This window comes from Pseudomonas sp. USHLN015 (assembly GCF_037153275.1).
GTDB lineage: Bacteria > Pseudomonadota > Gammaproteobacteria > Pseudomonadales > Pseudomonadaceae > Metapseudomonas > Metapseudomonas tohonis.
Window position 1 is genome coordinate 88,812 of sequence record NZ_JBBCKP010000006.1, and the last position, 12,972, is coordinate 101,783.

16 protein-coding genes are annotated in these 12,972 nt (G+C 65.4%); 10 read left to right on the top strand and 6 right to left on the bottom strand.

Annotated elements, in window-relative coordinates; genetic code table 11:
* Window positions 1–30 precede the first annotated feature (30 nt).
* Window positions 31–1,275, bottom strand: a complete 1,245-nt coding sequence (kynU, locus tag WFQ67_RS13535; protein ID WP_337057177.1) for a kynureninase — start codon at window positions 1,273–1,275, stop codon at window positions 31–33.
* A 257-nt stretch (window positions 1,276–1,532) separates the two neighbouring features.
* Between kynU and WFQ67_RS13540 the strand changes: the two genes are divergently transcribed.
* The 3 genes from WFQ67_RS13540 to WFQ67_RS13550 all read left to right on the top strand — a co-directional run bounded on the left by WFQ67_RS13540 (window position 1,533) and on the right by WFQ67_RS13550 (window position 2,823).
* Window positions 1,533–1,667, top strand: a complete 135-nt coding sequence (locus WFQ67_RS13540) for a hypothetical protein (RefSeq protein WP_280527440.1) — start codon at window positions 1,533–1,535, stop codon at window positions 1,665–1,667.
* 104 nt (window positions 1,668–1,771) lie between these two features.
* The gene (locus WFQ67_RS13545) at window positions 1,772–2,128 is read left to right on the top strand and encodes a CidA/LrgA family protein (protein WP_337057178.1); all 357 of its coding nucleotides are present in this window, start codon (window positions 1,772–1,774) and stop codon (window positions 2,126–2,128) included.
* A complete protein-coding gene (locus WFQ67_RS13550; RefSeq protein ID WP_213626079.1) occupies window positions 2,125–2,823 on the top strand; it encodes an LrgB family protein in 699 nt (232 codons plus the stop codon). Before WFQ67_RS13545 ends, WFQ67_RS13550 begins: the two co-directional genes overlap by 4 nt.
* 290 nt (window positions 2,824–3,113) lie before the next feature.
* Here the strand turns inward: WFQ67_RS13550 and pbpG are convergent, their stop codons facing one another.
* Window positions 3,114–4,046 carry a D-alanyl-D-alanine endopeptidase gene (gene pbpG / locus WFQ67_RS13555; protein ID WP_213626080.1) on the bottom strand — a complete coding sequence of 311 codons (933 nt, stop codon included), beginning with the start codon at window positions 4,044–4,046 and terminating at the stop codon, window positions 3,114–3,116.
* A 380-nt stretch (window positions 4,047–4,426) separates the two neighbouring features.
* Window positions 4,427–4,771, bottom strand: coding sequence for a hypothetical protein (locus WFQ67_RS13560; RefSeq protein WP_337057180.1), 345 nt, complete (start codon window positions 4,769–4,771; stop codon window positions 4,427–4,429).
* Between the two features lie 1,017 nt (window positions 4,772–5,788).
* Here WFQ67_RS13560 and WFQ67_RS13565 point away from each other — a divergent pair.
* Both WFQ67_RS13565 and WFQ67_RS13570 read left to right on the top strand, forming a co-directional pair.
* Window positions 5,789–6,256: a BRO-N domain-containing protein gene (locus WFQ67_RS13565; RefSeq protein WP_213626082.1), complete on the top strand. Its 468-nt coding sequence runs from the start codon at window positions 5,789–5,791 to the stop codon at window positions 6,254–6,256.
* Window positions 6,257–6,312: 56 nt separating this feature from the next.
* Window positions 6,313–6,504, top strand: a complete 192-nt coding sequence (locus tag WFQ67_RS13570) for a hypothetical protein (RefSeq protein WP_337057181.1) — start codon at window positions 6,313–6,315, stop codon at window positions 6,502–6,504.
* Window positions 6,505–6,670: 166 nt separating this feature from the next.
* Here WFQ67_RS13570 and WFQ67_RS13575 read toward each other — a convergent pair whose 3' ends face one another.
* A complete protein-coding gene (locus WFQ67_RS13575) occupies window positions 6,671–6,964 on the bottom strand; it encodes a hypothetical protein (RefSeq protein WP_337057182.1) in 294 nt (97 codons plus the stop codon).
* Between the two features lie 257 nt (window positions 6,965–7,221).
* On the opposite strand from WFQ67_RS13575, the gene WFQ67_RS13580 reads away from it, so the two are divergent.
* Window positions 7,222–7,809, top strand: a complete 588-nt coding sequence (locus WFQ67_RS13580; protein WP_213626084.1) for an RNA polymerase sigma factor — start codon at window positions 7,222–7,224, stop codon at window positions 7,807–7,809.
* 42 nt (window positions 7,810–7,851) lie between these two features.
* Here the strand turns inward: WFQ67_RS13580 and WFQ67_RS13585 are convergent, their stop codons facing one another.
* Complete coding sequence (locus WFQ67_RS13585; RefSeq protein ID WP_337057184.1) at window positions 7,852–8,520, bottom strand: EndoU domain-containing protein; 669 nt, start codon at window positions 8,518–8,520, stop codon at window positions 7,852–7,854.
* 188 nt (window positions 8,521–8,708) lie between these two features.
* Here WFQ67_RS13585 and WFQ67_RS13590 point away from each other — a divergent pair, with 188 nt between their 5' ends.
* From WFQ67_RS13590 to WFQ67_RS13605, 4 genes are all read left to right on the top strand, one after another.
* Window positions 8,709–9,332: a hypothetical protein gene (locus tag WFQ67_RS13590; RefSeq protein WP_337057185.1), complete on the top strand. Its 624-nt coding sequence runs from the start codon at window positions 8,709–8,711 to the stop codon at window positions 9,330–9,332.
* 190 nt (window positions 9,333–9,522) lie between these two features.
* Window positions 9,523–10,146, top strand: coding sequence for a hypothetical protein (locus tag WFQ67_RS13595; protein ID WP_213626087.1), 624 nt, complete (start codon window positions 9,523–9,525; stop codon window positions 10,144–10,146).
* Between the two features lie 191 nt (window positions 10,147–10,337).
* Complete coding sequence (locus WFQ67_RS13600; protein ID WP_337057186.1) at window positions 10,338–10,964, top strand: hypothetical protein; 627 nt, start codon at window positions 10,338–10,340, stop codon at window positions 10,962–10,964.
* 133 nt (window positions 10,965–11,097) lie between these two features.
* Window positions 11,098–11,403, top strand: coding sequence for a hypothetical protein (locus tag WFQ67_RS13605; RefSeq protein ID WP_213626089.1), 306 nt, complete (start codon window positions 11,098–11,100; stop codon window positions 11,401–11,403).
* A gap of 66 nt (window positions 11,404–11,469) precedes the next feature.
* Here the strand turns inward: WFQ67_RS13605 and thrC are convergent, their stop codons facing one another.
* Window positions 11,470–12,879 (bottom strand): threonine synthase, encoded by a 1,410-nt coding sequence (gene thrC / locus WFQ67_RS13610; RefSeq protein WP_337057187.1) that lies wholly within the window; start codon window positions 12,877–12,879, stop codon window positions 11,470–11,472.
* Between the last annotated feature and the right edge of the window lie 93 nt (window positions 12,880–12,972).

A 12,972-nucleotide genomic window follows, 5' to 3' on the forward strand; every position in this document is an offset into this window, starting at 1 on the left:
CGCATTCTTGCTCCAGGGTTTGGCGGGAAGTCAGGTCACCGATTTACGGGCCAGGAACTCCGGGCGGTCCCATTCTTTTCGTTCGAGGATTTCACGCAGTGCCGCCACGCATTCCCAGACGTCCTGGTAACGCGTGTAGAGGGGGGTGAAGCCGAAGCGCAGGATGTCCGGCGCGCGGAAGTCGCCGACGATGCCGCGGGCGATCAGCGCCTGCATCACCGGGTAGGCGTCGGCGTGGGCCAGGGACACCTGGCTGCCGCGCTGCTCGGCGTCGCGCGGGGTGCGCAGTTCGATGCCCAGGCCTTGCAGCTCCTGGTCGCAGAGCCGGATGAACAGGTCGCACAGGGCCACGCTCTTGGTGCGCAGGGCCTGCATGTCGACGTCTTCGAACACCTCCAGCGCCGCCTCCAGGGCCAGCACGCCGAGCTGCGGGGCGGTGCCCACCAGCATGCGGTCGATGGTGGCGTGGGGCGCGTAGTCGTGGCTGAAGTCGAAGGGTTTGGCGTGGCCGTGCCAGCCGGTCAGCGGCTGGCGCACCTGGGCGATGTGGCGCTCGGCAACGAACACGAAGGCCGGCGCACCGGGGCCGCCATTGAGGTACTTGTAGCCGCAGCCCACGGCGAAGTCGGCGTTGGCGCCGTTCAGCTCGATGGGCATGGCGCCGGCCGAGTGGCACAGGTCCCACACCACCAGGGCGCCGACTTCATGGGCGCGGGCGGTGATGGCGGCCATGTCGTAGCGGCGGCCGGATTTGAAGTTCACGTGGGTCAGGGACAGGATCGCCACGCTCTCGTCGAGGGCGTCGAGCACCGCGTCCGGCTCGACGCAGCGGAGCTCGCAGCCGGTCAGCTCGGCCACGCCATCGGCGATGTAGACGTCGGTGGGGAAGTTGCCGCGCTCGGCCAGGATCACCTTGCGCGAGGGCTGCATGCGGGTGGCGGCGACCAGCACCTTGAACAGGTTGATGGAGGTGGAGTCGGCCACTATCACCTCATGGGCCTGGGCACCGATCAGCCGGGCGATCTTGCCGCCGGTGCGCTGCGGGGCCGGGTACCAGTCGGCGTCGTTCCAGGAGCGGATCAGGCCATGGGCCCATTCCTCGCGCATCACCCGGTCGATGCGCGCCGGCACATGGGCCGGCATCGCGCCCAGGGAGTTGCCGTCGAGGTAGATCTCATTGGGCGGGAGGTCGAAACGGGCGCGGAATTCACTCATTCCGTCCTCGTTGTCGAGGCGCACGAAATCATCGCGGGTTAGGGGGGCGCTGCTGGACATGGCGATTCCTTGACTGCTTGTTCTTATCGGTTGCCACAGGTGCCGGCGCGGGTCCGGGGCACCTGTTCGCATTGGAGTGAGCGGATGCTACCCCTCAGTGGCCATTACCCGAAAATAGAAATGCCCGAAGCAACTATTCCGAGCCGTTATAGCCAAAGGCTACGGCTGGCACGCTGGAAAACACCCTCGACTGCACCTGTTCAAAGCCCATCCGGGCAGCTAGCGTGGAGCGCTCGCCTCACTGCCCCGGGGAACTCATGGATCCGGAGTCGCTGCACATCCTGCTCGTCGTAATGGCCGCGATCGGCGTCCATCTCGGCGTGCGCTGGTACATCGTCCGCGCACTGGCGCCGGAGGAAGAGCCCGGCAGCGAGGACGACTGGCTGGCCTGACGCGCCGCCTGCTCCGTATTTCAGGTCCGTATCTGGCGCTGTTTCCTGCGTCGCGCCGCTCCCATAGTGACCAGCCCTCGACTCGTCACTCGGAAGGCGTCGCCATGCTGCGCGGGATGTTCCACCTGCTTTCGTTCCTGCTCCTGGGCTCGGCCCTCAATCACTTCCTCTTCCCGCTGTTGCCGGGGCCGGTGCTCGGCCTGCTCCTGTTGCTGGTGTTCCTGGTGATCCGTGGCGAAGTGCCGGCGGCACTGGGGGATGCCAGCGGCCATCTGCTCAAGTACTTGCCGTTGCTGCTGGTGCCGCCGGCGGTGGGGATCATGCTGCACGTCGAGACCATCGGCCGGGACTTCCGGGCCATCGCCGCCGCGTTGGTGGGCTCCCTGCTGGTGGGCATCCCGCTGACCGGCTGGCTGATGCAGGCGTTGGTCCGCCGCAGCCGCGAGGGTCACCCGTCATGAGCGCCGCGCTGCTGCCCGGCGTCAGCGACCACCCGCTGTTCCACCTCGCCCTGACCCTGGGCGCCTACCAGCTGGCGCTGCTGCTGTTCGAGAAGACCCGCTCGGTACTGGCACAGCCGGTGCTGGTGGCGACCCTGCTGGTGGTCGCCGCCCTGCTCGCCTGCGGCATCGACTACGCCACCTACCGCAGCGCCTCGAGCATGCTCTGGCTGCTGCTGGGCCCGGCGACCGTCGCCCTGGCGGTGCCGCTGTACCTGAACCTGCCGCGCATCCGCCAGCTGTTCTGGCCGGTGCTCATCGCGCTGGCCGTGGGCGGCACGGTGACGCTGGCGCTGACCCTGCTGCTGGCCCACCTGCTCGGCGCCGGCCACGCGATGCTGATGACCCTGGCGCCGAAGTCGGTGACCTCGCCCATCGCCATCCTGGTGGCCGAGCAACTGGGCGGCAGCGCCTCCCTCACAGCCGTCTTCGTGATGATCACCGGCGTGCTCGGCGCGGCCCTGGGCCCGGCCCTGTTGCGCCTGGCGCGGGTCACCCACCCCGCCGCGCGCGGTCTCGCCCTCGGCCTCAGCGCCCACGCCGTGGGCACCGCCCAGGCGCTGCAGGAAAGCAGCGAGACGGGCGCCTTCGCGGCCCTCGCCATGAGCCTGGCGGGCGTGGCGACCGCGGTGCTGTTGCCGGTGTTGTTGGGGTGAGGTGCCGGGCTGCACAGGCCAGGATCAATAGGCGCAGAAATCCGCGTTCGTAGAACGTGGATCTACTTTTGGCTCCACGGGAAGCACAGCCAGACCTCGGAGCATGCAGCCGCTGCTCACTCCACACGTAGGGTGTGCTGCGCGCACCTAGGCTTCACCGGAGGCACCGAGCGGCGGTGCGCACGGCACACCTTACGGCACGAGTTCGTCCTTCAGAGACAGAGCCGATGACTCATGACCACGCCCTAAGGACGTGGTTGCCCAAGCCCAATGGAAGACGACGCGCCGGATCAGTTCGGCGTGGCGACCATCTGCTGCTTGCGCGCGCTGTCCTTCTGCTGGCGGTAGGCCTTGGCCGCGACGGGGATGGGGCCGCTCTTGCCGGTTTCCACCCAGCGGCGCATGCGCGTGGCATCGGCGAAGTGGGTGTACTTGCCGAAGGCGTCGAGCAGCACCATGGCCACCTGCTGGTTGCCCATGCGGGTGCGCATCACCAGGCAATGGCCGGCCTCGTCGGTGAAGCCGGTCTTGGTCAGCTCGATGTTCCAGTCGGCCTTGCGGGTCAGGTGGTTGGTATTGCTGAAGCCCAGGCTGTAGCGCGGCTTGACGAAGGTGATGGTCTTTTCCTTGGTGGTGCTGAGCTCGCTGAGCAGCGGGTACTTGCGGCTCTCGACCAGCAGTTGCACCAGGTCGCGGGCGGTGGAGACGTTGTTCAGCGACAGGCCGGTGGGCTCCACGTAGCGGGTGTGCTTCATGCCCAGGGCGCGGGCCTTGGCGTTCATCGCGGCGATGAAGGCGCCATAGCCGCCCGGGTAGTGGTGGGCCAGGGTAGCGGCGGCGCGGTTCTCGGAGGACATCAGCGTCATCAGCAGCATGTCGTGGCGGGTGGCCTGGCTACCCAGGCGCACGCGCGAGTACACGCCCTTCATTTCCCTGGTCTGGCTGATGTCCACGTCGATGACTTCGCTCATCGACTGCTTGGCATCGAGCACCACCAGGGCGGTCATCAGCTTGGTGACCGAGGCGATGGGCACCACCAGGTCGGGGTTGTTGGAATAGATGACCTTGTTGGTCTTCAGGTCCAGCAGCATGGCGCTGCCGGAAGCGAGTTGCAGCTGCGCCGGGTCGCGCAGGGGCGAGGGGTTCTGGGCGTTGGCGGGGCTGGCCAGCGCCAGGCTGGTGCAGAGGAACAGGGCCTTGAAAAGCGAGGTTCGGATTTTCACGTGACGGACTACCGGATGAAGATTGGAATGAAGATCGCCGTTGCGAACTGGTCGACATTATAGAGAACAAAAAGCCCGCCAATTCAGCCCCCGGCGCTCGCCCGCAGGCTTTTTTTCGCAGCCTGTTCGCGTCGAGAGGGGCAAGCGAAACGGGGGGTCGGGGCAGAGGTGCCACCGGGAGAAAACGATCGCGAATGGATTCGCTCCCACAGGAGCGGCAGGGACATGACCAATGTGTAGGGTGGATGGCGCTTTTTTCATCCACCAGCGACGCCCGGCATGACTCGGTTGGTGGACCGATGACGCGGGTTGCGGGTACATCCGCGACAGGCCGGCGGCCCGGCATCGCGAATGAATTCGCTCCCAGGGACAACGACGGATCACTCCCGCCGGTAGTACTGCGTGGTGCCCTGCCCCGGCACCCGCTCGATGATCAGGCCGTTGGGGTATTCGGTGGTCTGGCGGATGCCGCCCCGCTGCTGGATGTCCTGGCTGCTGTAGCCGGAGCTGCTGCGGGTGGAGTTGATGTCGCTGGGCACGCGCTGACCGCCGTACACGTCGTAGCTCTGGCTGCGCTGGTAGGTGTCGACGCTGCCGCTGGCGCCGGGGCTGACGTAGGTCTTGGGGATGACGCGGATGGTCTGCTGCCCGTTCGGTTCGGCGGCCAGCGCGGATATCGCTCCGCTCGCCACCAGGGCAAGCAGCGCACAACGGAAGAGCTTCATGGCCTTACCTCGCAGAGGGTTGTGTGCCGATGATACGTCCGTTGGGCAACCGCTCCAGGGCTTGGGTTCGGGGCCATGGCGGGTTTCGGATCAATGGTGGGAAAGGCACGCTGGCCGGAATCCTTGGCCAAGGCTGAAGCCCAAGCTACGCCCTGGCTCCAGTCACCCCATTGGACTAGAGCCTTTCATAGACCACTTCAAAGCCAGCCCCCAGCTCCTCTTGGATAACCGCGAGCAGAGCCTCGGCGGCATCGTCAAATTCCCTGGACTCGACCGCGTCCCAAGGGCTTGGATCTGTTGGAGAGCCCCAGGCCAGAGCTGTGTCGTGCCAGCGTGTCATCTCGCCTAGACGCTCAAGGGTAGCGGCGCTCAATGGAAGCCTCTCTTCGATTGATCCCACCGAAAATTCTGCTAACGCAGCCTCATTCCCGCACCACAATGCGCCGCCTCCCCACTCAAACATCAAACGTATGCGAAACCGTTCGGCCATATGTCTTCCGGACATCCAGTGAAAAAGCCATATCGGGGGTTAGCTACTCAGAAACTCATTATTGTCTTTTTGACTATCTGCTTTGAGCCTGACGGGCAACTTGGAGCCAATAGTCATTGACCCTGAATCACGGCTGCTGGCCGATAACTGCCAGTCGCGAGCAGCAGAGTCATCAGCTGTTGGTTTGATTCACCCGCGCGATCCATCCGGCGAACCACTGCCACACCCTTGCCCTCCCACTCCCTCCTCCCTATCCTCCCCCAGCCACGGTAAAACCCGTGGCCGGGTTTGACAGCCCGATGCAAAGGCGCGATTGCGCCGCAAGGTGCATGCGAAGAACGGCGAACGTTCTTTGCAGGCTCTTGCTCGCATGCAGTTTTCCACTGCATGGCTCTATGGCAGATCGCGTGGGGAGACCCTCGGGTCTGCCGGCTCCTTTGCCCGGTCTGTCAACCCTGCGCGATCTGCCACCCTTCGAATGACAGCGAATGGTGGCAGCTGATGAACTCAGCAAAGGACTATTCGCCATGAAAAACGCTTTCACCCCCCTCGTTTTCTATCACCACCACCAACGCCTGCGCGCCGTGATGGTCGACAACCAGCCCTGGTTCGTCGCCCATGATTTCGCGCAGTTGATCGGCCTCGCCGATGCCCTCCCCTTGCTCCCGGCCCTGGAGCCTCACCAGCAGCAAACCCTCGCCCTCTGCTACACCGACGGCTTCCATGAAGAGGTGGTGGTGATCAGCGATATCGGCGCCTATCGGGCGCTGTTCCAGTTCGGCACGCCCAGGCACGGCAATGTGGGCCGCTGGGTGAACGAGGTGCTGGTGCCGACGCTGCATGACTATCACCGCACGCCCGATGCGGCACCCATTCGCGAAACGCTGATCTACGAGGGCCGGCAGTTGGGTGTAGTGCGCTGGCAAGGTGAGTTGTGGGTGGCCTGGCGGGATTTGCCGCTGTTCATGGCCGGCGGCCAGGAGGTGTCGGTATGAGCCAGGAGGTGGCAGAACGCCGGCTGCGGCAGTGGGTGGATCGGATGGAGTCTCGGTTGAACACCGTGCATGTGATCGCCGAGATCATCCGGGACAACGCAGGCCTGCGCGAGGGCATCCCAGGGCCCTACCTGGATGAGGTCGGCGAAGGCGCCTTGATGGATGCGATGGTGGACCTGTGCCGCAGCAACCAGCAGGAGTTCTGGCAATTGATGAAGCTGGAGCAGCTGGCGCTGTGGAAGAGCTGACCTGAGCCGGGCCCCTCCCGGCGTCGGGAGGGGCCTTTGGGGCAACGGGGTTGCCCCTGGGCGATTGAAATCGCCCCTAGGGTTTATGCCGGGTGGATCGTGAGGGTGGGAGGTCTCTCGCAAATGAACTCGCTCAGGCGGTGGGCAGCCCAAGTCCAGCAGGCCTTTAGCGAGGAGCGCCCTGGCGATGCGTTGAACGCATGCGCCTGGCACGGCCAAGGTCGTCGAGCCGCTTGACCGTCGAAGGCCGCGAAGCCCTGTAGCGCCCCCGACAGCTCATGGCGATGGACGACTCGAACTGCGCCTTGCCGGCCATTTCCCGGCCGCAGGCAGCAACGTCGTCGCCATCCGCACGCTCCAGCCGGTTGCGGTAGGCGCGTTCAAGGCACCGCCGTTCGACCGTGCCCTCCCCCAGTCTGCCGAAGCTCCAGGCCGTCCCGCCGATGCTGGAGCACGCCATGGACAGCGCTCCGGCTGTCCTCCCGCCAGGCGGCCCGCAGGCCTAGGCCATCACCCTCGACCCGCCGCTCGCGCCACCCGCCACGGCCTCCTTGCACCTGCTCCTGAAATGCCCTCCCCTGTCGCCCGGCCCGATCAGCCCGCCGGCTAGAAACCGCTTCACAAACCCGGGCACGCCTTCGTCCTGCTTGCTTCGACCGGTCTGGCAAGGACTGCCAGTGCAGCACCTCCGCCCCCGGCGTTTAGAAGGATCACGGAATGATTATGGCGAGCAACCTGGACGCGAGCCTGGAGCAAGGCACGCAGAGGACACTGCTATGGAAATTTCTCATCGACCACGAACCGCTGATGCGCAAGCGCTGCCAGCAATTGACGCGCAACCCGCAGGACGCCGAGGACGCGCTCAGCGAGTTGCGCCTGCGCCTGTTCACCCTGCTCTTGCGCGAACCGGGGCGGCTGGACGGCATCGACAATGTGCCGGCCTGGCTGCGCCGGGTGGCCAGCAACCATTGCATCGACCGGCTGCGCAGCACGCCGCTCACCTGCAACCTGGACTGGCTCGACCAGCAACTGCACGACAACGCGGCCTGGCAGCCGCACCAGTTGGGCCCGGAGCGCCAGGCCTGCCTGCAGGAGGCGGTGGAGGTGCTGGACAAGGCGCTGAACCGGCTGCCGCCCAACCTCGGCCAGGCCCTGGAACAGCACTGCATCTGCGGTGTGGAGTACGTGGAACTGGCGAGCCTGCTGCACGTCAGCGAACCCAACCTGCGCAAGCGCGTGCAACTGGCACGCCGGCAATTGCGCGATTGGCTTGGCGCCCTGTGCGAGGCGGGTAACGAAGGCTGAGCCGCTGGACGGGAGGCCCGCCCCAAGGGGCGGGCCGAACGATCAGAAGTTGCCGATCGGGTAGGCGGTATTGAGGAACCAGAGGCCACCGATCTGGTTGACGTAGCCGCCGATGGTGAAGGGAGTGCCCGCCTCACCGACGCAGTAGCCCGCCGCCGCCACCGAGGGAGCCGAAGGGCCGGTAAAGAAGTTGGCGCCGGCGCCCGGGCCGATGGCCTGGAACGGGTGGGTGTAGGCGTAGCGGATCGATTCGATCACCTCCTGCTGGCTGCAGCTGTCGGGGTAGAAGGTCGAGGCACCGGGCGGGGGCGCCTTCAAGACCATGGCCCCGGCGCCATTGACGATCTGCACCCCCAGCCCGCGATAGCGATAGGGAGCGGGATGCGCCGCGCCGGGCTGCACGAAGAACTGCTGCCCGGCGGTGATCTGCGCGGCGAAGGGCGCCATCGGCCCCACGCCCACCCGTGGGTCGTGGCTGTTGGGCCGCGAGTGGAAGCCCACCGCGTTCCCCGCGCCGTTGATCTCGCCGCAGAAGATGTGGCGCTGGTTGATCTGCGGGTTCATCCGGCTGTTGGCGAGCCCCGCGCCCATCTGCACCGGCAGCGGGTTGACCCCGGGAGCACCGGGCGCGCAGTTGATCTGGGCGAGCGCCGGCACGCTGCAGCAGGCGGCCAGCAACCCCAGGGGCAGGGTGTTCTTGAAGCATTCCATGGCGAATCTCCTTCATCTGTCTGGGCGGTAGGTGCCCAGCAGCAATGACGGGAGGCCGCCGCATCCGTGACGCCGGACCGCCGCACGGCGCCAGCGCAATGCAGCGTTCACAGGCCGGCGGATGGGCCGTCATGGAAACAGGCCCGGACAGGTGTCGGGGCCGTAACGGAACCAAGGAGAAAGGAACCATGACCACTTTCAACGTGAACTTCGCCGTGGACGACATGGAGGGCAAGACCGTGCTGGTCTTCCTCAAGCCGCAGAACCCGCAGCGCGACTACCGGGTCCACGCCTGGCAGGTGCTCACCGGGTCGGCCGGCGCCACGGAGTCCTTCGACTACGAGGCGGAGATCGAGACGGACGTGACCAGTCTCGGCGAGAAGGCCGGCAACCAGATCATCTCCGGGCGCCGCGCCATCCTGCCCGGCCAACTGCTGCAGGCAGTCAGCCCCAGCGGCCTGTCGCCGCAGCTGGAACCGGCGTCCACTTCGCTGGCGCTGGAGAAGCTGACGCCCCAGCAGTGCGGCGTGATCAACAAGACCAACCCGTACACCCAGTTCGACAGCAACTGGTACGTCAACGGCCGCCCGGTGGTGACCATGCCCAAGGTGGACTCGCGCATGACCGTGAGCTTCGAGTACGAGCCCAACTTCTACTTCATGGTCGCCACCCCGCCCATGATCGGGCAGACCTACATCGTGCAGAACTTCTCGGACATGACCCGCTACGTGGCACCCATCACCGCCACCGAGGTGGACGTGACCCTGACCCGCCCGAACGGCCTGTGGACCTTCGACTTCCTCGCCCGCTGACCCGCGCGCAATCCGCAGCAAAGGAGCCCCCGGCGAGCGATCGCCGGGGGCTTTTGGTTAAAACGGCTTCCGGGCTGAAGCCCGGGCTACGGCGCTCACAATTACTCGGCAAAACGGTTATTCCTGTTCCATTATCAACGCCTGCAACGGCATTCGCTGGGGCATCCAGGGAACCAAGGAGACAGGGACCATGACCAGATTCAACGTGAATTTCGCCGTCGATGACATGGAGGGCAAGGCCGTGCTGGTCTTCCTCAAGCCGCAGAACCCGCAGCGCGACTACCGCATCCACGCCTGGCAGGTGCTCGACGGCGCGGCCGGGTCGACCGAGTCGTTCGACTACGAGCCACAGATCGAAACCGACGTTTCCAGCTATGGAGAGAGGGCCAGCAGCCTGATCGTTTCCGAGCGCAGGGCCGTCATGCCGGGTAACTTGTTGCAGGCCGTCTGCCCGAGCAACCTGTCGCCGCATCTGGAACCCGCTCCCCGTTCGTTGGCCGAGGAAAAGCTCACCCCTCAGCAGTGCGGCGTGATCAACAAGACCAACCCCTTCATCCAGTTCGACAGCAACTGGTACGTCAACGGCCGCCCGGTGGTAACGATGCCCAAGGTGGACTCGCGCATGACCGTAACTTTCGAGTACGAACCCAACTTCTACTTCCTGGTGGCCCCGCCGCCTATGATGGGGCAGACCTACATCGTTCAGAACTTCTCGGACATGACCCAATACGTGGTGCCCATCCCTGCCACCGAAGTGGACGTTACCCTCATCCGCCCGAACGGGCTGTGGACCTTCGACTTCCTCGCCCGCTGACCCGCGCGCAATCCGCAGCAAAGGAGCCCCCGGCGAGCGATCGCCGGGGGCTTTTTCGTCGGGCAGGCTCCCGGGCTGAAGCCCGGGCTACGATGCGCACAATTACTCGGCAAAGTGGCCGTTCCTGCTCCATCATCAACGCCAGCCCAGGCAGGGGCCGGGGCGACGACGGAACCAAGGAGACAGGGACCATGATCAATTTCAACGTGCATTTCGATGTAGAGGACATGGAGGGGAAAACCGTTCTGGTCTTCCTCAAGCCGCAGAACCCTCAGCGCGACTACGACATCCATGCCTGGCGGGTGCTGACCGGTTCGGCGGGGTCCACGGAGCAATTCAGCTACGAGGACCAGATCGAGACCGATCTCTCCAGCTCGGGCGATACCCCGGATGAGCAGATCATCTCCGCACGCGTGGCCGTCCAGCCCGGCCAGTTGCTGCAGGCGGTCAGCCCCGGCGGGCTTTCTCCGCGCCTGCAACCGGCACCGACATCGCTGGCGCAGCAAAAGCTCACCCCGCAGCAGTGCGGCGTGATCAACCAGACCAACCCCTTCATCCAGTTCACCTGCAACTGGTATGTCGGCGGCCATCCGGTGGTGAGCATGCCCAAGGTGGACCTGAACATGACGGTGAGCTTCGAGATGGTGCCGGGCCAGTTCTACTTCATGGTGGCCTCCGCACCGCTGGCGGGGCAGACCTATATCGTTCAGAACTTCTCGGACATGACCCAGTACGTGGCGCCCATCACCGCCACCGAAGTGGACGTGAACCTCACCCGCCCTGGCGGCTTGTGGACCTTCGAATTCAGCGCCAGCTGAAGCGGCCCGGCGAGCGATCGCGGGGCTTGCCGGTTGCATCTGTGAACGGCCATCAATCGGCAATGGGGCGGGGACTGGCCCATGATCAGTGCCCGCCCCGTGAAGGGGCTCGATGGACATGGGAAGCAGGGATATGAAATACCAAATCGAGATCCGCAATGAGAGCCCGCTGGACAAGGATTTTATGTTCTTCCAGAAAATCCCCCACGGGCAGAACGACCCTCTGAGCACCGCCTGGAAGGTGATCAACGAAACGCGGCCCACCCTCAGGGAGATCGACTACCGTATCGACTTCAATATCCATCCGTCCTACAACCCCGGCAAAGTGCCTGTGCTCGCACCGGTGGACGGGACACCGTGGGTGATCTCGTTCCAGCCGGAGAACGGTATGCCGACGTTGCCGGAACAGGACGCGGAGGGGAAAGAGAGCAGCGACTGACCCGGGCGGGAGAAACGAAAAAGCCCCTGGCGATCACTCGCCAGGGGCTTTTCATTGCCGCTTAGGTCAGAGCGGCTTGCCGCGGTTGCCGTGGGCGGCGACGAAGCCCTGGATGGTCTTCAGGTCGTTGGCCAGGACGGTGCAGCGTTCCTCGCGCTGGAACAGGTCGGCGAGGTGCGGCGGCAGGGCCGGGACCGCTTCGATGCCGGCCTTCTCCACCGCTTCCGGGAACTTGACCGGGTGCGCGGTGCCGAGGGTGACCATGGGGATGGACGGGCTGCGGCGGCATTCACGCGCGGCGCGGACGCCGATGGCGGTGTGCGGGTCCAGCAGCTCGCCACATTCCGCGTAGACCTCGGCGATGGTTTCGCAGGTCTGCTCGTCGGTGACGGCGAGGGAGTCGAACAGCTTGCGCGCTTCGGTCCAGCGGTCTTGCTCGACGCTGAAGCCGCCGCCCTGGCGGAAGGTGTCCATCAGGCCGGCGATGGCGGCGCCGTTGCGGCCGTGCAGGTCGAACAGCAGGCGCTCGAAGTTGGACGAGACCATGATGTCCATGGAGGGCGACAGGGTCGGGTGCAGGGTGTCCTTGACGTACTGGTTGCCGCTCATGAAGCGGTGCAGGATGTCGTTGCGGTTGGTGGCGACGATCAGTTGGCTGATCGGCAGGCCCATGTTGCGCGCCAGGTAGCCGGCGAAGATGTCGCCGAAGTTGCCGGTGGGCACGGAGAAGGCCACGGAGCGGGCCGGGCCACCGAGCTGCAGGGCCGCGTGGAAGTAGTAGACGATCTGGGCCATGATCCGCGCCCAGTTGATCGAGTTGACCGCGACCAGGCGGGTGCCCTTGAGGAAGCCCTGGTCGGCGAAGCTCGCCTTGACCATCTCCTGGCAGTCGTCGAAGTTGCCTTCCACGGCGATGTTGTGGATGTTCTCGCCGAGGATGGTGGTCATCTGCCGGCGCTGCACCTCGGACACACGGTTGTGCGGGTGCATGATGAAGATGTCGACGTGCTCGCAGGCCTTGCAGCCTTCGATGGCGGCCGAACCGGTGTCACCGGAGGTGGCGCCCATGATCACGACGCGCTCGCCGCGCTTGGACAGCACGTGGTCGAGCAGGCGGCCCAGCAGCTGCAGGGCGAAATCCTTGAAGGCCAGGGTCGGGCCGTGGAACAGCTCCAGCACCCATTCGTTGCCGTTCAGCTGGCGCAGCGGCGCCACGGCATTGTGGGCGAAGACGCCGTAGGTCTCCTCGAGGATCTTCTTGAAGTCGGCGTCATTGATGCTGCCGGCAACGAACGGGCGCATCACGCGGAAGGCCAGCTCGTGGTACGGCAGGCCGGACCAGGAGGCGATCTCCTCGACGGTGAAGCGCGGCAGGTTTTCCGGTACGTAGAGGCCGCCGTCGGTGGCGAGGCCGGCCAGCAGCACGTCTTCGAAGTTCAGGGCCGGGGCCTGGCCGCGGGTACTGATATAGCGCATGGGTACAAACCTTCGGTTTGAGCGGCAAGCTGCAAGTTTCAAGCTGCAAGCGGTACGCCCACTTGCGGCTTATGGCTTGGAGCTTCCCGCTCC

Excerpts from the sequence above, each read along its gene's own strand:
- kynU (WP_337057177.1), bottom strand. The coding sequence starts at position 1,275 with ATGTCCAGCAGCGCCCCCCTAACCCGCGATGATTTCGTGCGCCTCGAC.
- WFQ67_RS13540 (WP_280527440.1), top strand. The coding sequence starts at position 1,533 with ATGGATCCGGAGTCGCTGCACATCCTGCTCGTCGTAATGGCCGCGATC.
- WFQ67_RS13545 (WP_337057178.1), top strand. The coding sequence starts at position 1,772 with ATGCTGCGCGGGATGTTCCACCTGCTTTCGTTCCTGCTCCTGGGCTCG.
- WFQ67_RS13550 (WP_213626079.1), top strand. The coding sequence starts at position 2,125 with ATGAGCGCCGCGCTGCTGCCCGGCGTCAGCGACCACCCGCTGTTCCAC.
- WFQ67_RS13560 (WP_337057180.1), bottom strand. The coding sequence starts at position 4,771 with ATGAAGCTCTTCCGTTGTGCGCTGCTTGCCCTGGTGGCGAGCGGAGCG.
- WFQ67_RS13565 (WP_213626082.1), top strand. The coding sequence starts at position 5,789 with ATGAAAAACGCTTTCACCCCCCTCGTTTTCTATCACCACCACCAACGC.
- WFQ67_RS13575 (WP_337057182.1), bottom strand. The coding sequence starts at position 6,964 with ATGGCGTGCTCCAGCATCGGCGGGACGGCCTGGAGCTTCGGCAGACTG.
- WFQ67_RS13580 (WP_213626084.1), top strand. The coding sequence starts at position 7,222 with ATGATTATGGCGAGCAACCTGGACGCGAGCCTGGAGCAAGGCACGCAG.
- WFQ67_RS13585 (WP_337057184.1), bottom strand. The coding sequence starts at position 8,520 with ATGGAATGCTTCAAGAACACCCTGCCCCTGGGGTTGCTGGCCGCCTGC.
- WFQ67_RS13590 (WP_337057185.1), top strand. The coding sequence starts at position 8,709 with ATGACCACTTTCAACGTGAACTTCGCCGTGGACGACATGGAGGGCAAG.
- WFQ67_RS13595 (WP_213626087.1), top strand. The coding sequence starts at position 9,523 with ATGACCAGATTCAACGTGAATTTCGCCGTCGATGACATGGAGGGCAAG.
- WFQ67_RS13600 (WP_337057186.1), top strand. The coding sequence starts at position 10,338 with ATGATCAATTTCAACGTGCATTTCGATGTAGAGGACATGGAGGGGAAA.
- WFQ67_RS13605 (WP_213626089.1), top strand. The coding sequence starts at position 11,098 with ATGAAATACCAAATCGAGATCCGCAATGAGAGCCCGCTGGACAAGGAT.
- thrC (WP_337057187.1), bottom strand. The coding sequence starts at position 12,879 with ATGCGCTATATCAGTACCCGCGGCCAGGCCCCGGCCCTGAACTTCGAA.